Source organism: Paenibacillus sp. FSL R7-269 (assembly GCF_000517865.1).
Taxonomy (GTDB): Bacteria; Bacillota; Bacilli; order Paenibacillales; family Paenibacillaceae; genus Paenibacillus_AQ.
Window position 1 is genome coordinate 1 of record NZ_ASPS01000031.1, and the last position, 19,191, is coordinate 19,191.

Here is a 19,191-nt window from a genome sequence, read left to right on the forward strand (position 1 = left end):
AGGCTCGGCCGTGAGGAGTCTCACGGCCTTCCCGCCGCTCCTTGCACTTGCCGCCGCCGATGATGAAGCGCTGGCTTATGAATACGGCAAATATACCGCGCTGGAAGGCAGGGCGGCGGGGTTCACCTGGGCGCTGGCCCCGGGCACCGATCTGCTGCTGAACTGGATGAATCCCGTGATTACGACCCGTTGTCTCGGCGATGAGGCCGGACGGGCGGCACGCCTGGCTGCCGCTGTTATGCGGGGCATGCAGGAGCATGGCCTTGCGGCATGCGCCAAGCATTTTCCTGGTGACGGGGTCGATTACAGGGATCAGCATATCATTACTACGGTGAACAGCTTATCTGAAGAGGACTGGTTCTCCACGTACGGGCAGGTGGCTGGAGAGATGATTGATCAGGGTGTGATGTCCTATATGACCGGACATATCGCCCTTCCCTGGATTGAAGATGGGGCAGGCGGTGCCGGATCGAAGCCGATTCCGGCAACCGTCTCTGAACGGATTACAACAGGATTGCTGCGGGAGCGGCTGGGCTTCGATGGAGTGGTGTTGTCAGATGCGCTGGATATGGGCGGGTTCTTATCCTGGGGAGACTATACGCAGCGCATCATAGACTGCTTCAATTGCGGTACGGATGTGCTGCTCTGGCCGGGAGTGCGATACTTCACGGTGATGGAGCAGGCGGTGGAGGATGGACGCGTCAGCCGGGAACGGCTGAAGGCCAGTGTCCGGCGGATTCTGGAGCTGAAGGCGCGGCTTGGCGTGCATGCTGCCCACGCGGGGGGAGAGGATGGCCGGGCGCTGCCGCTGCTGGACGACAAGCTGCTGCCCAGTCTGGACCGGCAGGTCAGACAGTTCAGCCGCGAGCTGGCCGGACGCTGTATTACCCTGGTGCGCAACCGCACCGGCCAGCTGCCGCTGAATCCGCAGAAGGTCCGGCGGGTGCTGGTCATCATGCTGAACAAGGTGACGGAGGGGCGCAGATATGAGCGGATGAATCTGTTCGTGGAGCAGCTGAAGGCCAGGGGGCTTGCGGTCGATATTCTGGATGAATTCGAGCCGCTGACGACGCTGCGGCAATGGGAGCTGTCCGGGGTACGCTGGGATGCGGCCTTCGCCCCTTACTTCCTTCCGCTGCACGGAATGATGAACACTGCCCGTCCGGTGGGCGAAGCAGCCAAAGCCATCTGGGCCATGCAGCATGCGGAGACAGTCCGGCCGATCGGTATTTCGTTCGCTACGCCTTATCTGCTGCAGGACATTCCCTTCTTAAATACCCTGGTGAATGCGTACTCCCTGCATGAAGATACGGTGGAGCTGACGGTTAAAGCGCTGTTCGGAGAGATTCCGTTCCAGGGAAGCTCTCCGGTAAAGGCAGAGATCCAAGAGGGCGATTACGGTTCAGGGAGGCTCTCCAGTAAAGGCAGAGATTCCAGAGGGTGATTACGATTCAGGGAGGCTTCAGACGTCTTGACTATCAAGCGGGAATTAGAGAACAGGCAGGCATTAGAGCAGAAGCTGGAGCGTATCTGGGAATACATGCGCTCCGAACGGCACCAGGGCAATTGGGCCATGGATATAGATCATTGGGACTGGGTGCCCGGCGTGGGTGTAATCTCATTGCTGGAATACGGTACAGTTGCTGGTAAGGGTGAGGTGATCGAATACCTGCTGCACTGGGTGGGCCAGAATAAGCAGCAGGCCGAGGGGATTCGGGTCATTAATTCGCTGGCTCCTTATGCAGTGTTTCCTGAATTGTACCGGCTGACCGGGGACCCTTGGTATCTAAGCACGGCTCAGGAGATTGCCGGATGGATACGGGAGACTGCCCCCCGGACCCGGGAAGGGGCACTGGAGCATACGGTGACAGAGGCGGTGGAATTCCCGGAACAGGTATGGGCCGATACGGTGTATATGGCCGTGTTGTTCCTGGCCCGGCTTGCCGTGCTAACCGGAGACCGGGAGCTTGCCGCCGCCGCTGTGCAGCAGACGCTGCTGCACCTTCGGCTGCTCCAGGACCCGTCGACGGGGCTGCTGTTCCATGGCTGGAACAGCCGGGCAGGCAGCTATATGTCGGCAGCCCGCTGGGCCCGGGCCAATGCCTGGGTGGCACTTGCGGTCCCGGAGATTGTGGCCGGGACCGCAAGCCTGACTGTTATTCCGCAGGAGCTGTACAGCCGCTACCGCAGGCTTGCTTCTGCGCTGCGGCAGGCTCAGGGGGCCAGCGGCTTGTGGCATACGGTGCTCGATCAGCCGGATTATTACGAGGAGACCTCGGCCAGCGCCGGGATTGCCTGCGGCTTCCTGAAGGCGGTGAAGAGCGGACTGCTGGAGGAGGATTATCTGGAGAACGCGAAGGCGGCCCTTGCGGGTATTCTTCCACTTATCCGTGAAGACGGTGAGGTGCAGGGGGTCTCGGGAGGCACCCCGGTCATGCCGTCGATAGCCGCCTATAACACCATCGGGAGATATCCGGCACTGTACGGGCAAGGGCTGGTGATGCAGCTGCTGACAGAGGCATTGAATGGGGGGCATACGAAACAGTATGAAGGGCATCGGGGGCGTCAAGAGCATGAGGAGCGTCAGGAGCGCCAGGGACGACAAGAGGACCAAGGGCGTCAAGAACATTCAGAGCGTCAAGGGGGGCAGCAACGTCAGGAGGATCAGCAACGTCAGGCGCAATCCGAGGGGTTGGGTTCATTAAATGTTGAAGGGGAGGCAGGGGGATGACCGTGAAGGATAACGCAGAAGCGGGGTGTGGAGGGCTGGATCAGCGGCAACGGCTGATCCATAAGATGGCGGGACTGGAATCCAGCTATGATCCGGCGATCTGCATGCTGCGCTCCCCGCTCAGCAGCCCGGGTTATCATACAACGCTGAAGCAGGCGGAGTTCATCCACTCCACCAGAGACTCGCTCAGCTATGCACTTGGACTGCTTGACACGGAGCTGGCCCGTTATGAACAGCGGGCATTCGATATTATCCTGCAGGTTATCTCCTTGCAGGATATGGACCCGGCGCATGATACCTTCGGCATCTGGTCCTGGTTCTATGAAGAGCCGCTGGACCAGATGGCTCCGCCGGACTGGAACTGGGCGGACTTCTGCGGCAGCCGACTGGTGCAGGCCCTTTCACGTCACGGCCACCGCTTCCCGGATGATCTGCGGGAAGCGGCCGTGTTGTCCATAGAGTGTGCCTGCGAAGCCATTATCCGGCGGAATGTCGGACTGGATTATACCAATATTGCGATAATTGGCGCGTTCGTGACCCGAATTGCCGGGGAGAAGCTGGGGCGTAAGGATTATGCGGACTATGGGCTGGAGCGGCTAAGGAGGCTACATGCTCATACCCTGAAGCATGGGGCCTTTCAGGAATACAACAGCCCGGTCTACACCTACATTGCCATTCTGGAGCTGTCGAAGCTTCAGTCCGAATCCTCGGACAGCAGGGTCAAGGCTTGGACCGGCGAGCTGCTTGAACTGACTTGGAGGACCGTGGCCGGGTATTATCATCCCGCCACGGCCCAGTGGTCCGGGCCGCATTCCCGCTGCTACGGGGTGCTGCTGGAGGACCAGAGCAAGGCGTTTCTGCAACTGGCGACTGGAGGAGCCGTGATGTTCTTCCCATGGGAGGAGCTGCCCTACGAAGAGGAATGGTATATGAGCGGCATCCATTGTCCCCCTGCTTATCTGGATCGATTCAAGGTTCCTGATACGAAGGAGGTAAGGCAGCGCTTGGAAGGGGAGGGAGAAGGAAAAGGAAAAGGGGAAGGGCGGGAGCTGGAGGAAGGACGGAGGGGAGAGCAGGGTAAGGATCGGGAACGGGGAGTGGAGCTGGAACTGGAGCTGGGGGAAGGATGGAAGGGGGAGCAGGGTCTGGGTCAGGTGCATAGGCAGAGGCAGGAGTATGGCGGCAAGTGGGCGGTCACTCATATGACTCCGCAGTGGAGCATGGGTTCCTTCACCCACAGTGATCTGTGGAACCAAAGACGGCCGCTGCTGATCTATGCAGATCATTACGGTCAGCCTGCCTATATCCGGCTCCGCTGCCTGCATGACGGCTATGACTACTGCTCCGCACGCTTCCAATCGCTGCAGGAGGCAGGCCATGTGCTGTTCGGGATCGATTTTATAACGGATGGCGGGGATACTCATCCGAATCTGGACCGGACCGGCGGTGTGATTGCGGCCTCGGACCTGCGGCTGCGGCTGGAGGTTGGCGGCGCTCTGGAGGGAGTTACAGCCGGATTAACAGAGAAAGGTGCGTTGATCAGCATCGGAGGGACGGTGTTTAGCCTGACCACCTGGTTCGCGGCATTCAGCGGGCCAGTGGATGCAAGGAACCGCTTGGCATGGGAGGTTCATAAGGCAGACGGCCACATGAATATCGATATGATTCTCTACGCCGGTCCGCGCAGGAGTCTGGATTTCACCTCCATGCAGCAGGCAGCGCTGGTGTTCTCTCTGGAGGTTCGGGAGGAGGGGGAGTTGAGCTTTGCCCCGCTTCTGGAGCCGACGGATGAGGGCGCGTTGCGGGTAAGCGGCGGAGGAGAGCACGGAGGGAGCAGAACGCAGAGAGTTGCAGGAAGGAAGGTGGCGGGAGAGAAGAGGGTCGACGAATGGAATCATGAGAATGAAGCGAATGTTGAGAAGGGAGAGCGGGGTGTAAGAGGCGTGAACAGCATGAATAGCATGAAGGGCGGATTCGTACTTAACCTGCGGCCCGCTCCGGGAGAGCGATGACATCACCGCTAAAAGGCTGAATGTATGCGAAATACCGAACACAATTTGCTGGCACAATGGCCGATGACCAAATGTATGTGAAAAACCGAATACAATGGGTGATGCGACCGGACATGATCCGAATGTATGTGAAAAACCGAATACAATGGGTGATGCGACCGGACATGATCCGAATGTATGTGAAAAACTGAATACAATGGGTGATGCGACCGGACATGATCCGAATGTATGCGAAAAACTGAATACAATGGGTGATGCGACCGGACATGATCCGAATGTATGCGAAAAACCGAATACAATAGGCCAGTGCACCGCGCTTGGACTAAATGTATGCGAGAAACTGAATACAATTGGTGCTGTTGCGATGATGGATGGACGCCATGCTCCGCAGCCCGTAACATCGTAGAGAAATCCTGTAAGAAGTGCAGCAATACTGCCCCATAGAAACGGCTTATGCTGAAATCCAGCACGAAATGCAACAAAGCTAGCGTTAAGTTGTACTAAGCACCGGAATTCCTGCAAATGATGCAATAATGTACCATAGGCAGTAACATTTTTGGAAGAATCCTGCAAGATGTGCAACAATGCGATCCATACAAGCGGTCGGTGAGAGACAATGCTCAGAATGGGCAAGAGATAGGCGGAGCACTGCCATGAAAGGAAGGGACACTTCAGAACGTATGCGAAAACCGGCTACAACACAAGGAGCTGGCCCCCGTAATGCGGGGACCAGCTCCTTTGACATTCAGTGATTTTATTGCGGCAGCTCTATAAAATTATCTCTGAACCGCTCGTAATCGGCGGCCCGGCATTCCAGCTTCAGGCGTGTGCCCTGCTCTTCGTAGCTGACGGACTGCACATCGGCATGTTCGTTGAAGTAGGAGACAATGCTGCCCCGGTCGAACGGGACCAGGATCTCACACTGTACATAGTCGGTGAAGATGCGGCTGCGGATCAGAGTGACCAGCTCGGCGATCCCGCGGTTTTTCTTAGCAGACAGGGTTACAGAATTCTCCTCCACCTGCGGGTAAGGCTCCTCCCTCAGATCGGCCTTGTTGTAGGCGTACAGGGTAGGAATTCCGTCGGCGCCCAGCGCCTTCAGGGTCTCATTCGTTACAGCCATATGCTGCTCATGCTGCGGATCGGCAATATCGACGACATGAATCAGCAGATCCGCTTCTGTTACTTCCTCCAGGGTCGAGCGGAACGCCTTCACCAGATGATGGGGCAGCTGGCTGACGAAGCCTACGGTGTCGGTTAACAGGAAGGTCTTGTGATCGGGCAGCACAATGCTGCGCACCGAGGTCTCAAGCGTCGCGAACAGCATGTCCTTGGCGAGCACCCCTTTGCCCGAACCGGGATGATAGGTCTCCACCAGGGTGTTCATTAAGCTGGACTTGCCGGTGTTGGTGTAGCCGACCAGACAGACCACAGGCACCTCGTTCTTATGCCGCTGCTTACGCTGGATCTGGCGCCTTGCGACCTGCGTCTGCAGCTCTAACTGCAATGCGGAGATCCGCTCTTCAATCCGTCTGCGGTCCAGCTCCAGCTTGGTTTCCCCGGCCCCTCTATTCTTCAGACCGGCCCCGCCGCCCTGTCTGCCGAGAGACTCACGCAGACCGCTCAGGCGGGGCAGCATATATTGCAGCTGTGCGACCTCTACCTGAAGCTGGGCTTCCTTGGTCTTCGCCCGCGAGGCGAAGATATTCAGAATCAGAATGGTCCGGTCAATGACCTGGCGGTCCAGTGATGACTCCAGATTGCGGATCTGGGAGGGAGACAGCTCATCATTGAAAATAACGACCGGTGCATCATGCTGCTCCATCAGCAGCGCCAGCTCCTGGATTTTGCCGGACCCAATGTAATGCGAAGGGTTCACCCGGCTGGATTTCTGGCTAAGCTCAGCCACGACCTCAATCTCGCAGGCGGCTGCCAGATTACGCAGCTCCTCCATGGAATAAGCGAAGTTCGTGTCGTTCTGCAGCTGTACGCCGACGATAACGGCTTTCTGTTGTACGGGTTCCATATATAGATCAACCTCCATAGTGTAATTTGGGCATCAAAAAAGCACAGGCAGTCTGCCTGTGCTAACAGTAGGTGGAGGAACAACAGAATAAAGTCTGGTATAGCCCGCTGCACGGGAGCAGCAGCTATACGGCCATACTTGCCATAGACACCATGAAGATTTAAGCGGCAGGGGCGAAAGGCCCCGGCAGCTTAAAAAGATATAAAGCTAATCCTCCCGGCAAACACAGATTCTGGCAAAGCGGTACATGCACTAGTGGGCACAGTGTACCGGTTCCGGGTATCAGTGTACGGTTTGCGGATTAACAGGTGTATGCTATGGGTTACGTGTTATGGACAGACTTATCCTGAGTCCTCTGCACAAGGCAGAGCTTTCGCGCTATGGGAAAATAATTAGCCGCGCAAAGTGCGAATCCGGATATAGTCTATCACACGCAACCCTCCGTTCTAAAAAGTTACATTGATTTTAGCACAGTCCTTGTCATCTGGCAACAACCCCCAGTAAGCGGGAGTGTGTGTGATTTGACATGTGCCATGGTCTGTCAACCGACTAGAAACTTCCATTTTCATCTGCATATCCTATTGAATACGGCTCTAATCGGAGGGTGATAACTATGCCTATATTAACAACCAATATGTTAACAAAGAACCCTACCCCGGGAGCAGGGCCCATCAGTCAGGCTGTGGTGAAGGTAGTGAACAATGGTGTAGCACAGGGAACGGTCTATTTAACCGGGTTAAATAATGATGTAAGCCCCGCAACGCTGTTCGCGCAGGAGCTGTTTGAGTCGAACTATCGGGAAGTTATGACCAAAACGTATAATATTACGGAGAATTTTTTCCAATTCAACATTGCTTACTCCCAGGAGCAGATCCGGGTCCGGATCTATCTGGTGGACAGCGGCGGGCTCTGGATTCCCGTTTCCCTGCAGCCCATAGCGGTGAGCCGGATTACCTCTGAATTCCGTAACAATATTCCCGTAACCGGCAGCGACACCGCAGCCCTCAGCTTCCGCAGAAGCACCACGATCGCCGTTCCTGAAGCAGTGGCCGCCGAGATCGTTCCAGACGGGCTGGAGATTCTGGCCTCCACCCCCATCCGCTATAAGGTGATAGCCGGGGGGACCGTTAACGGGGCTTTCGTGAATTACCCTACACCGACTACGGCTATCCCTGTCACTGAAACAGCGTTACTGGTGAACTATACCTGTACATCGGTCACCGGCGGACGGGTGCTGACTCAAGGCATCGGCTCCGGCATATCCGGGGCGTACCAGAATGTGGCGGCGAATCTGCTGAATCAGCGGCTCGCTTACGATCTTCAGCTATTGCCGGTCACGCTGGTGGTCAGCTCGCTTGCCGGTGAGGACAATGTGGCGGTTACCTTCAGAATGTCTGAGCAATGGTGAAGACCGCCGGGTGAACGCCCGTTACTGCCACGCTGGCTGACTGGTAACAGACCGATGCCAGACCTGTAGCAGATAAAAGATAGCCGGAACAGGGGGTATCCGCAGCAGCGGGTTATCCTACCCATTCCCGGCGCAGCGTGAACAGATCCTTCAGCGCGTCCGTGGACAGCTCGGTGATCCAGCCCTCGGAGCCGGAGATAACGTCGTCGCTGAGCTGCTGCTTGCTCTCCAGCATCTCGTCAATCTTCTCCTCCAGCGTGCCGAGCGAGATGAACTTGTGCACCTGAACATCCCGGGTCTGGCCCATTCGATAAGCACGGTCCGTGGCCTGATTCTCGACCGCCGGATTCCACCAGCGGTCGAAATGGAACACATGGTTGGCGGCCGTCAGGTTAAGGCCAACCCCGCCCGCTTTGAGCGAGAGGATGAATACATTCGGCTGATCGGACGGCTGTGCTCCGGCAGTTGCACCTGCAGCGGCTTCCCCCGCAGGCAGCGCGGGAGCCTGGAACCGCTCAATCATGCGGTCGCGCGTGTTCTTCGGCGTGCTGCCGTTCAAGTACAGCACCGGTTCCTGAAGCTCCTGTTGAAGTACGGCCTGGAGCATCTTACCCATGCCTACATATTGGGTGAAGATCAGGCAGCGCTCGTTCTCCTCGCGCAGCTCGCGGACCATGGCCAGCAGCCGCTCCAGCTTGGCGGAGCGTTCGATCAAGGAGGTGGTGTCCAGAGCGCTGCCGTCTTCCGGCTCAGGCAGTGCCTCCTTGGTCAGCAGCATCGGATGGTCACAGAGCTGCTTCAGGCTGGTCAAGGCGGCGAGAATGGCCCCCTTGCGTTCGATGCCCTCCAGCTTCTGCATCCGTTCAAGCAGGCTGTTCACGTTCTGGTCGTAGAGAGCGGCCTGCTCGGCTGTCAGGTTGATATAGGTCTTCATCTCATTCTTATCCGGGAGATCAAGCTGGATCGCCGGGTCCTTCTTCTTGCGGCGCAGCATGAACGGCTTGACCAGCCGCTGCAAATCTGCGGTCCGCTCGGCATTGCGTTCCTTCTCAATGGCATTTGCGAACCGGTCCTGGAACCCCTTCGGGCTGCCCAGGTAACCAGGTGTAATGAAATCGTAGATCGACCACAGCTCGGACAGCCTGTTCTCAATCGGCGTTCCGGTCAGGGCGATCCGGTGCAGGGCCGGGAAGCTGCGCACGGCAGCGGACTGCTTCGTTCCGGCATTCTTGATATTCTGTGCTTCATCCAGGCATACGGTTGCCCAGGTGAACTGCTTCAGCAGCTCCTGGTCCAGTGCAGCGGTAGCGTAAGAGGTAAGCACGACATCCGCCTGCGAAGCCGCGCCGTAGAAGTATCCGGCATCCAGCCGTCTGCTTCCGTAATGAAGCATCACGTTCAGGGAAGGCGCGAAGCGCTGCAGCTCCTTCTGCCAGTTGCCCAGCACGGAGGTTGGGCAGATGATCAGCGAAGGCCAGCCGGCCGGTTCGGTCTGCCGCCGGGCCACGGGTGCGCCGGAAGCAGCCGCTTCCTCCTCCTGCTCCTTCAGATGGAGCAGGTAGGAGATCAGCTGCACCGTCTTGCCAAGCCCCATGTCATCGGCCAGGCAAGCGCCCAGCCCGAAGCGGCGGAGGAAGACCAGCCAGGCGAAGCCCTCATGCTGGTAGCTTCGAAGCTCGGCGTGCAGACCGGCCGGCACCTCCGGCTTCGGCCACTGGCTGCGCTGCCCGAGCTGGCCGATCACCTTCACGAGATGCTCGTTCAGCTCGACCTCCAGCCGGACGCGGACCGCTTCTTCCTCGGCACGCTGCGCTTCCGCTTCCTCCGAATCGCCGTCTGCCCCTTCGTTCAGCAGGTGCAGCTGCAGCACATCCTGGAAGGACAAGCCGCGCGACTTGTCCATCCCGGCCATGGCCCGCTGAATCTGCGCCAGCAGCGCAGGGTCCAGCGGAATCCACTTACCGCGGAACTGGACTAGGCGTTCTCCGCGGGCGACAAGGTCCGCGAACTCTGCCTCGGACAGGTCGGCGTCGCCGATGGAGATGCGCCAGTCGAAATCGACGAGCGCATCTAGGCCGAACAGCGACTGCCCGCGGCTGCCCTCAGCCGTGCCGGAGCTGATCTTCGCGCGCAGGCGCGGCTTCCTGCGGCTGGCGGCTTCCCACCACGCCGGCAGCAGCACCTGCCAGCCAGCCTCCAGCAGCGCCCGGCTGTCGGCTGTGAGGAACCGCCACGCGACCTCGTCGCTTAGCGGCTCTGCCAGCACATCGGCGCCGCGCCCGATGTGCTCCGGAAGGCTGTCACGCAGCCGTGACAGCCACCCGCCCGCGCGCTCGTGGACATGCGCTGTCCACGCTGCGGGCCAAGTGCCATGCGGCTCGCCGTCCCCGGTGAGCCGCAGCGGCACAAGCGCGGACTCGTCGCGCTTGTCCTGGAGGAGCAGCTGGAGCCGCCAGTGCGGCAGCTCATCGTCAGGCTCAAGCAGCTGCAGCACCGGCCGGAACGGCGCGGTGTCTGCCTTCCAGCCGATGGACATCAGCCAGCTGTCCTCGTCCATACCGGCTGCGCTTCTCCCGCCTGCGCTGAACAGCAGCGGGAATTCACTGCGCAGATCACCGGCCTGCGCCTCGGTGCTGTAGTACCGCTGGAAGACCGCCGCCGAGAAGGCGGCCTGCAGCCCTTCGGCGAACCCGCTGCGCTCCTGAAGACGATGCAGCGCGGCCGCATCGTCCCAGTCTGCCTCGGCGGCTTCTGCTAGCACCTGCTCCGTCCAGGCCCAGCGGAGCTGGCCTTCACGGTACGCTGCGAAGCTGGGGGCATACTGCCGGGCCTCCAGCATTCCGGCCAGCAGCGGGGCCAGCCGGGTTAACAGCTGGGCATCGCCCTGCCAGCTCCAGCCGACATGCCGGAGCAGCCGCAGGTCCGCAAAGAACGGCAGGACCTGCTCGGCAGGCAGCACCACCAGCTCGACTTCATCGGCCTTCGAGGTGCTAAGCTCGGTGCCGTAGAAGGATTCCTCATGCCAGGCGAACAGCTTCTGCTTGAGCTGGACACCGGGTATATAATCATCCCGGTCATCCACACCGTAGATCAGCGCATCGCCATACTGGGTAAGGGCGAGCTGGACGGTAATATTGCGCATCTTCATATTCATGGGATCAGTTTTCCTTTCCGCAGCTCCTCCTGAAGGGCGCGCAAGCGGCTGTGTCTATCCGTGAAGCCGTCCAGGAACACTTCCCAGCGCGCTTCGCGTTTCAGTTTTTTGTATAGCTTGGCTAGCCGCTTCAGAAGCTTCACAGCCGCTTTATAGCTGTGCCGGTTCTTGTCCAGCACGAAACGCTCCACCGCCTGATGATAGAACGGCAGGAGCAGCTCCGGCGCATTCTTCTCGATCGGCTGCAGATCGCTCACCCGGAAGTCAGAGGGCTGATGGCCGGAGGAGATCTGCATATCCATCCATTCCTGCCATTTGCCATAGGCGAGCAGCTGGACTTCATAGATCTCGCGTGACAGCGGCAGCATCCCTGACAGCGTCTCCCACATCAGCGGCTCTTCATCGGGCAGGTGACGGACCGCCTCATCCCAGTAGCCCGCATAATCCAGCAGATTGTACATTCGGCTGTTCATCAGCGGACCGAGCGCGGCCAGCCACAGGGTCAGGCGTCTCCACTGACCGGCTTCAGCCAGCGGAGGCAGGAAGCTCATCAGCTCCTCCGGGTGCAGCCCGGGCCGTTCGGCCGCTGTGTTCAGCTTCTCAAGAGCGTCCGCATCCTCATGCAGCAGCGCATGCATCCGGCTCTCAGCCAGCAGCAGGGCATGGCGGGGAGCCGCGGCGCTTAGCTTTTCTCCGGCCTTTTGCAGCTCCGCCAGCTCCTGGGTGTACAGCTCCGGTCCGCTTAGATTCGGGGTAATCCAGTTGATCCACAGCAGGCTGTAACATGCTGAGAAATAAGGCTGTTCTCTGGCGCGGTCGCGCGTTTCGTTCAGCATCTCGGTCCGCAGATAGGCAATCGTATCGTGGACTCTCGTCCACTCCTCAGGGGCTTCCGCCAGCGGCAGACCCCGCTTCATCATGTCTGTGATATGCTTTTGCAGCTCGGAAATCGCAATTGAGGTGTAATAGCCCACGGAATAACCAAGGGACATGGGGTTCGCCGTGAGAGAGGTCCCGCCAGGCCGGAGGATACTCTCCAGCACACAGAGATGAGCGTGTAATTTGAACAGTTGGGCAGCTGCGGGAGGCAGCTTGGGCTGGCCCCCGGTGATGGCGGCGAGCGCCCGGTCCGCATACTGCGGGTTACGCACCGTATGGGCAAGCGGCTCCACCAGCAGCGCCATGTATTCACGCCACTGCTGCACCGTAGCCTCAGGAATCAGGGCGGCCAGCTTCTTCAATTGTTCCCCGCGCCGTCCCGGGACAGCGGACGCCTTAGCCGGATGAAGCTTGGGCTGTTCAATCAGCGCCTTGGCGTTCGCGATGGAATGTACAGGCCGCTCCTGCTCCTCGGCATATTGCATCAGCACAGCCGCCATATGCTTGCACATCCCGGATACGGGGCAATCGCAATGGCTCTCCTGCAGATCGTCCAGGTCAATGGAGACCGCATAATCATCCCGGCCTTCGACCAGCGACATGATTCTGTGCGGCGTGACCACCCTGAAGACCTGCACGCGCTGCTGCTTATAATATTGAAATCCCCGTTTCAGGGTCAGATCATCGAAAGAATGGGCAACCTCCGAGATGAGCTTATCCCACCCGGCAGCATCCATCATATAGTTTGACTGCATCGCTATCGTTCTCCTGTAGCAGATTGGGTGAATCCGTCGTTCCATTATATCATTATTGTATAGCGTAACCCGCAAAAGTCTGAAATCCTGGCAGGTATGATATGCCCCAAATTGAAAATTTAGGGGAACAGCGGCCGAAGCTGTGATCCTGCACAAAATGCAACATTGCGGGCAATCAAACGAATAATTACAGTATTTTGATTTTATAGAAACAAATATGCTTGAGCGGCGTCTAAGATAGAAATCTGTCATCCAGGGAGAGATCAAGAATGAACAAACTTTTGAAAATAGGCATATCAGGATTAGCCTTGACCCTAGTGTTTAGTGCGGGAGCCTTTGCGGCTACCGTCGCTCCAAAAATAATCGTAAATGGTAATCAAGTGAAAACTCAGACGCAGCCTAGGATTATTAATGGTACGGTATATGTCCCGATTCGGGCCGTTTCAGAAGGATTTGACGCCAGTATTCAGTGGGATAACACAAGTAAAACCGTATATGTGGATTCTGATCCGAATTTCGGAATGGAGCGCGGCAGCGTGACTTATGTAGCGAACCGGAACCTGGCATACAGATGGATTATGGCGTATGACGAACGGGATCATCAAGGAGTTCTCAATACAGTTACGCCTGATTTCAAGACGGACATCTATAACGAAAGCTTCCCGTTGGGAACGTATAATATGGGGACGATTGTTGATATGAAGGCTGTTGCAAGTACAGACAGTACCTTAACCGTGCGGATTGTGCAGAGAGTAACTGCTGAAGATGAGTATAAGGTGAAAGTGGAGCGGTGGAATTTTGTTTTTGGGCAAGGGAAAATTAAATCCGTGAAGGTTGTACCGGACACTGCAAAATATCTGGACCGGTACACCCTTTTCCCGGGAGCTAACTTCGGCATATAGGTTCTCTACTCCGGGATCGCCTGGATCAGATCAGCGTCAGTAAGACCCGGGTGTTTACCTGGGAATTTAGCTGTTGTTACAGTGCCGTCGCTAAGCCTGTGATAACTGCCATACACCCCGTTGTTGTAGCTAAAAGAATCCTGAAACAGATCGGAAATATACGCTGGCTGCACACCGCCGAACGTAGTTGCCGGATAACCGGGGATATCTGCCTCCGAAGCCTGCCATATGGCTGTTGCCGTTGTGCCTGTAATCTCAACCACAGTGGTTATTTCTCCACTGCTGTAGGCATAGCGGGTGGCGTCCTTTGAAGCAAAGGAGTAGGTGAAATATTGGGATCGATCACTTTGTACACTTGTACCAGGCTTGAAAGAGTAGCGAACCGGCAACGAAATGGCCGCCAGGCGGGCCTGCTTAAGATCTGCTGAATGGATGGCCTGGGTATCAGGAGTGAAATTCTTGGACTGAATGAAGATGATTTCTCTTATCTTTTCGTAGTACACACTGTATCCAAATGCCTCACTGATAAACTTTGCGGGAACCATGAGTCGTCCGTTGTAATTATTGGCTTCACTATCCATTTGTACCGGTACGCCATTCTTATAGGCAATCGATTGTCCCTGAGTCATTTCAAATTGGTCATTGGAGGAATTCGTAATTGTTACTGTATGGCGGATACCATCCCAGGAATAGTGGAGCCCCAGGGAAGCAAGCGTGCGGATGGGAATCATCGTTCGGCCAGCCAGTATGAAGGGACTGCGATCAGCGGAGATAAAAGCACCATCGATGTTCACCTGTATAGGTCTTGTGGTTGACCGGGCCGGGCTGGAAGCAGGGGCTGCCAGAATAACGTTGGGAAGCATAAGCATGAACAGCATAATGCAACAGGCAGGAAACCATCTTTTTAATGAAGACATAGACCAATCATTCCCTTCCAGTAATTTGTATATATTGAGTATAACTTGAAATTAAAATTAGGATAAGTATGGGAGAAAGCATGAATAAAAAAGACTGGATTTTAGTAGCTTTAGTAGTTTCTCTATTCGGAAATGCTATGTTTTTTATGGAGTTTAAGCGTGTCAGTAGGAATGAAGAGTTGAGACATGAATTACTGAATGCTTACATCCAACGAGATCTAGTTCAACTTGAGGAAACTATACAGTATCAACAAGATCATAATTGGGAAAATGAAACTCTTGTAACACAGAAACTAGATGATGCGATCGATTCGATTATCTTACACAGTGGAATGGAAAGCGATAAGGGGAAGGAAGATATCCTAATGAAATTGTACGATTACATGAATGCGTTTAAGGCGGGTGACGGTACTTTTGATGTTAGCCTAAACGATAAGCAACGTGCTGATTACATCCATTTAGCTCAAAGGCTGCGTACTAACGGATGGAATTACGGTGTTGGATATGATACAAGCTGGGATGCTTTTGCTTCAAAAGTAAACAAGCTCATAGGAGAATCATAGAATTCATTACATTCACTGATTATAAGATTAAACTGAGAGAGTATGATTTCTTACCACTGTCCGCAAAAAAGCCCTCCAGATGCCGTTATGGCTGGTAGAGGGCTTATCAGTAATCTTGTATTTATTTCTTCACCACAGGAATCCATACCTCGCAGATTGACTCCTCATGTGTGTCGCCCGTCCAGTAGTACTTCTCCAGACAAGGCCCCTCCACTTGCTCAAAGCCTGACGACGGGAACCATTCCGAATAGATCCGCCGCCACACATTCAGAATCGCAAGGTCTAACTCTGTGTCCCCGGAAAATGAATCACGGCTTTCGAATACAGCATACGTCTGGTCAGGCACAGTCAGTTGGTCAAGCTCCTCCGGGACGTCCTGTCCTTCCGGCAGTTCCGTTCCCATCAGATACCGTTTGGTTCCGTCCTCGCTGAAGTCATAATAATAACCGAACAGCAGTGAACCTGCGGGTCTTCCGGCACATTCGTTAATCCGGTCATGCGTCCCATCGTTCCAGATTTTCTCTACAAACGCAGGGATTTCACTATAAGCATCCTGGTGGATAATAACCTCCTTACCCATGACTCTATAGCCCTTCTCTTGAACCATTCTGTAATTCATTTCGCTTTCCCCTTTGATTTGAATTTGAAAGGAGATGCGGGAGAACGATTTGAGCTTCACGTTCTTTTTCTTCGCCATATTGGGAGTCACCCCATGTACCCGCTGAAACGCTCTTGTGAAGGCCTCAGGCGTCTCGTACCCATACTTCAGCGCTATGTCGATCACCTTGCCGTCCGTTCCGGCCAGCTCTTCCGCCGCCAGTGTAAGCCGCCTGTTGCGTACATATTCGGTAACAGTGAACCCTGTCAAGACATGGAACATCCGCTGAAAATGGTACTTCGAGGTCATCGCCGCTCCGGCAATATCCTCGACGCCGATGGCGTTTTGCAGATTCTGCTCTACGTAATCAATCGCCTGCTGGAGCAGCCGTATCGTCTCCATCTCCTCATCTCCCTTTCACTATTCATTGTAGAGAAGCGGGCAGGGAAGGGCCTGACCGGGAATGCTCTGAGTTGTCCGGAGTTTTTAAAATATAAGAATTTATATGCTTTAGGCTATAAATTATCCTTCTAAGCGTCTCGCCTACATAAGCGGCAATAAACACTTCCGGCTCCTCTTCCAGCACCTGCAGGAGGTCGGGACCGGTGTCCGCGTCCAGGCTCAATAGTTTTGCGGCTGCGATAGAATCCTTCTTACTTAGGCGTTCGCAGCGGATATCTGATAACTTCATTGGGTTTTGTGTCCTTCCCTGACTTTAATTCAAGCAGTCAATAATAGCATTATTAGCCGCGGTTTTCCACTTTCTTCCTCGTATTGCCCGGAAATCGGCTAGGTAAATTACGTTTTTCCAATTGTTTGTCCATCTGCCTCACTGTCGTAATCTTGCTCTCCTATTGCAATAGGCTGCATAAGCCGAAACGAATCGTTTATACTGGCGGTAAGAGGTGATGGGGATGGACCCGCAATTGTTCGAGCATATCTATGAAACGGTAGTGCGGCGCGAGCCGACCTATGACGGGATCTACTATACGGCGGTGCTGACGACCCATATTGTATGCCGTCCGTCCTGCCGGGCGAGAACACCGAAGGCAACGAATGTTATATTCTATGGCTCCTTGCAGGAGGCTATTTCGTCAGGCTTTCGTCCCTGCAAAAGATGCCGCCCCGAGGAAGGCGGCACCCTCCGGCCGGACGCGGTCCTGGCGGCGCAGGCAGATGCCATTATGGACGGGCGGTTCGGCAGCAAGCTGACCCTCCAGTCGATGGCCGCAGAGCTGAAGGTCAGCCCGTTCCACCTGCAGCGCACCTATAAGCGGGTTGCCGGCCTGTCACCTGCTGCCAGACTGGACACGCTGCGCACGGATGAAGCCTGCAGGCTGCTGACGCAGACTGCGGCGGGAATGGCTGAAGTTGGCGGGGCTGTGGGGTTCCGTACGCCCTCTCATTTTGCCGCCTGGTTCGTGAAGAAGACGGGGCTGTCCCCTACAGAGTACCGCAGCAAGCATAACGAAGGAGGAAACCAACATGAACCCAAGCCGGAATAACAGCCGGAGTACAAATACTATTACGATTTATCATCATACCCTGAATCCCGGAAACGGAGAGTGGACCCTGTGGGCCAGCGATAAAGGACTGATCCGCTTATCCTTCCCGCAGGACGAAGGGCAATTACCTGCCACATGGTTGAAAATGTATGCGCCTGCCCATGAGCTCATAGAGGATGCCGGTAGATTTGAGCAGCTTGGAGTGATAACGCTACTGGAGCGTTATTTTGCCGGAGAGCCGGTAGATTTCAGCAGTGTGGAGCTGGATCTGTGGGGCACTCCGTTTCAGCAGGAGGTGTGGCGGGGGCTGCTTACCATCCCGCATGGGGAGACGGCCAGCTACAAGCAATTAGCTGAGCGGATCGGCAGACCGTTGGCAGTTCGTGCTGTCGGTGCGGCCAACGGGCAGAACCCGGTGCCGGTTATTGTACCCTGCCACCGGGTGATTGGCGCGAACGGTACCTTAACCGGCTTCCGGGGCGGACTCCAGATGAAGCAGGAATTACTCCAGCTGGAGGGGATTCTGAATGTAAAGGCGGCTGGTCATGAACGATTTGCTTTTTGAGCTGCCGCTGCCGGCAGACTTTGACCTGGGGGCCTGTCTGGAGTACATGAACCGCTCGCCGCTGGAATGCCTGTTCCGCACGGATGAAGCAGGCGTCAGCCGGATGTTCAGGATAGAGGGCGGCCCGCTTCTGGTGAGGCTCAGTGTGTCCGAGGATCACAAGCTGTGTGTAACCCTGCTGCATGGGGCGATTCCTGGTGCACTGGAGCAGGAGGCGTTGGCCCGCTACATTGTGGAGTGGTTTGATCTGGACCGGGACCTTGCCCCGTTCTACACGCTGGCGGCAGCGGACCCGCTGCTCGGGCCGCTGGCAAGTGAGCACCGGGGGCTGCGGATCATCGGCATCCCGGATCTGTTCGAGGCGTTATGCTGGGCGATTCTGGGGCAGCAGGTGAATCTGGCTTTTGCCTACAGGCTGAAGCAGCGGCTGACCGCTGAATACGGGGAAGCGCTGGAATGGGAGGGGCAGACCTACTACCGGTTCCCCGCACCGCAGGTGTTCGCGCAGGTGCAGCTAGAGGAATTATGCGCTTTGCAGTTAACCCGCAGTAAGGCGCAGACGATTCTTACGGTCGCCGGGCTGATCGCAGCCGGGGAGCTGAGCCGGGAGGAACTCCTGGGGCTTCCGTCCCCGGCTGCCGCCGAGCAGCGGCTGCTGCAGATCCGCGGGATCGGCCCGTGGACCTCGCAATATGTCCGTATGCGCTGCCTGCGCGATGCATCCTCTTATCCGGTCGGCGATGTTGGCCTGCAGAACGTGATCAAGCATCTGACCGGCATGGACCGCAAGCCGACACCGGCGGAGCTGCTGGAGCTGGCCCGGCCGTGGCAGGGTTGGGAAGCATACGCCACCTTTTACTTGTGGCGGGCGTTATATTAGAACAAAGCCCTGTCTCGCCGGATTCCGGGGGACAGGGCTTTGTCTGCGTTGTTGCGGCTGATCTGCCCAATGCGGATGTGGTGGGAAAACCGACCACAAATGGACGGCGCGATGGCTACCGGGCCGAATGTAATCGAAAAACCGATTATATTGGACGGCGCGATGGTTACCGGGGCGAATGTAATCGAAAAACCGATTACATTCGGCCAGCGCACAGGCACATCGGCTTTGAGCATAGTATTTCCCCCAATGTGTGTTGCCCGCAATGCCCATCGGCCCGATGTTACCTCAGCCTC

17 protein-coding genes are annotated in these 19,191 nt (G+C 56.3%); 10 read left to right on the top strand and 7 right to left on the bottom strand.

The window, feature by feature from the left end; genetic code table 11:
- From C162_RS16010 to C162_RS16025, 4 genes are all read left to right on the top strand, one after another.
- The coding region (locus C162_RS16010; RefSeq protein WP_036695517.1) for a glycoside hydrolase family 3 N-terminal domain-containing protein at positions 1 to 1,444 on the top strand (1,444 nt) is incomplete at its 5' end.
- 27 nt (positions 1,445 to 1,471) lie between these two features.
- The gene (locus C162_RS16015) at positions 1,472 to 2,731 is read left to right on the top strand and encodes a glycoside hydrolase family 88/105 protein (RefSeq protein WP_063829029.1); all 1,260 of its coding nucleotides are present in this window, start codon (positions 1,472 to 1,474) and stop codon (positions 2,729 to 2,731) included.
- Entirely contained in the window at positions 2,728 to 4,743 is a 2,016-nt protein-coding gene (locus C162_RS16020) for a hypothetical protein (protein WP_036695518.1), read from the top strand. The genes C162_RS16015 and C162_RS16020 overlap by 4 nt, the downstream gene beginning before the upstream one ends.
- A gap of 94 nt (positions 4,744 to 4,837) precedes the next feature.
- Positions 4,838 to 5,149 carry a hypothetical protein gene (locus C162_RS16025; protein ID WP_036695519.1) on the top strand — a complete coding sequence of 104 codons (312 nt, stop codon included), beginning with the start codon at positions 4,838 to 4,840 and terminating at the stop codon, positions 5,147 to 5,149.
- Between the two features lie 348 nt (positions 5,150 to 5,497).
- On the opposite strand, the gene hflX is transcribed toward C162_RS16025, so the two are convergent.
- On the bottom strand, positions 5,498 to 6,769 hold the full coding sequence (gene hflX / locus C162_RS16030; protein ID WP_036695520.1) for a GTPase HflX: 1,272 nt from the start codon (positions 6,767 to 6,769) through the stop codon (positions 5,498 to 5,500).
- Between the two features lie 613 nt (positions 6,770 to 7,382).
- On the opposite strand from hflX, the gene C162_RS16035 reads away from it, so the two are divergent.
- Positions 7,383 to 8,177, top strand: a complete 795-nt coding sequence (locus tag C162_RS16035) for a hypothetical protein (RefSeq protein ID WP_036695521.1) — start codon at positions 7,383 to 7,385, stop codon at positions 8,175 to 8,177.
- A gap of 112 nt (positions 8,178 to 8,289) precedes the next feature.
- Here the strand turns inward: C162_RS16035 and C162_RS16040 are convergent, their stop codons facing one another.
- Together C162_RS16040 and C162_RS16045 are read right to left on the bottom strand one after the other, a co-directional pair.
- Positions 8,290 to 11,331, bottom strand: a complete 3,042-nt coding sequence (locus C162_RS16040) for a DEAD/DEAH box helicase (RefSeq protein WP_036695522.1) — start codon at positions 11,329 to 11,331, stop codon at positions 8,290 to 8,292.
- A complete protein-coding gene (locus C162_RS16045; RefSeq protein WP_036695523.1) occupies positions 11,328 to 12,965 on the bottom strand; it encodes an SWIM zinc finger family protein in 1,638 nt (545 codons plus the stop codon). The genes C162_RS16040 and C162_RS16045 overlap by 4 nt, the downstream gene beginning before the upstream one ends.
- Positions 12,966 to 13,234: 269 nt before the next feature.
- Between C162_RS16045 and C162_RS16050 the strand changes: the two genes are divergently transcribed.
- The gene (locus tag C162_RS16050; protein WP_036695524.1) at positions 13,235 to 13,867 is read left to right on the top strand and encodes a copper amine oxidase N-terminal domain-containing protein; all 633 of its coding nucleotides are present in this window, start codon (positions 13,235 to 13,237) and stop codon (positions 13,865 to 13,867) included.
- Between the two features lie 5 nt (positions 13,868 to 13,872).
- On the opposite strand, the gene C162_RS16055 is transcribed toward C162_RS16050, so the two are convergent.
- Positions 13,873 to 14,730: a copper amine oxidase N-terminal domain-containing protein gene (locus C162_RS16055; protein ID WP_162174466.1), complete on the bottom strand. Its 858-nt coding sequence runs from the start codon at positions 14,728 to 14,730 to the stop codon at positions 13,873 to 13,875.
- A gap of 134 nt (positions 14,731 to 14,864) precedes the next feature.
- Between C162_RS16055 and C162_RS16060 the strand changes: the two genes are divergently transcribed.
- The gene (locus C162_RS16060; RefSeq protein ID WP_036695525.1) at positions 14,865 to 15,347 is read left to right on the top strand and encodes a hypothetical protein; all 483 of its coding nucleotides are present in this window, start codon (positions 14,865 to 14,867) and stop codon (positions 15,345 to 15,347) included.
- 121 nt (positions 15,348 to 15,468) lie between these two features.
- On the opposite strand, the gene C162_RS16065 is transcribed toward C162_RS16060, so the two are convergent.
- Positions 15,469 to 16,347 (bottom strand): AraC family transcriptional regulator, encoded by an 879-nt coding sequence (locus C162_RS16065; RefSeq protein ID WP_036695526.1) that lies wholly within the window; start codon positions 16,345 to 16,347, stop codon positions 15,469 to 15,471.
- A gap of 22 nt (positions 16,348 to 16,369) precedes the next feature.
- Entirely contained in the window at positions 16,370 to 16,636 is a 267-nt protein-coding gene (locus C162_RS16070; RefSeq protein ID WP_036695527.1) for a hypothetical protein, read from the bottom strand.
- Positions 16,637 to 16,859: 223 nt separating this feature from the next.
- Between C162_RS16070 and C162_RS16075 the strand changes: the two genes are divergently transcribed.
- From C162_RS16075 to C162_RS16085, 3 genes are read left to right on the top strand one after another with little or no spacing between them, the layout of a single operon-like run.
- Positions 16,860 to 17,450: a bifunctional transcriptional activator/DNA repair enzyme AdaA gene (locus tag C162_RS16075; RefSeq protein ID WP_051493571.1), complete on the top strand. Its 591-nt coding sequence runs from the start codon at positions 16,860 to 16,862 to the stop codon at positions 17,448 to 17,450.
- Positions 17,431 to 18,015: a methylated-DNA--[protein]-cysteine S-methyltransferase gene (locus C162_RS37455; protein ID WP_083677835.1), complete on the top strand. Its 585-nt coding sequence runs from the start codon at positions 17,431 to 17,433 to the stop codon at positions 18,013 to 18,015. Before C162_RS16075 ends, C162_RS37455 begins: the two co-directional genes overlap by 20 nt.
- Positions 17,996 to 18,895 carry a DNA-3-methyladenine glycosylase family protein gene (locus tag C162_RS16085; RefSeq protein WP_036695529.1) on the top strand — a complete coding sequence of 300 codons (900 nt, stop codon included), beginning with the start codon at positions 17,996 to 17,998 and terminating at the stop codon, positions 18,893 to 18,895. The genes C162_RS37455 and C162_RS16085 overlap by 20 nt, the downstream gene beginning before the upstream one ends.
- On the opposite strand, the gene C162_RS16090 is transcribed toward C162_RS16085, so the two are convergent.
- Positions 18,892 to 19,131 carry a hypothetical protein gene (locus C162_RS16090; RefSeq protein ID WP_036695530.1) on the bottom strand — a complete coding sequence of 80 codons (240 nt, stop codon included), beginning with the start codon at positions 19,129 to 19,131 and terminating at the stop codon, positions 18,892 to 18,894. The two genes, C162_RS16085 and C162_RS16090, sit on opposite strands and share 4 nt — an antisense overlap.
- Positions 19,132 to 19,191: the final 60 nt, after the last annotated feature.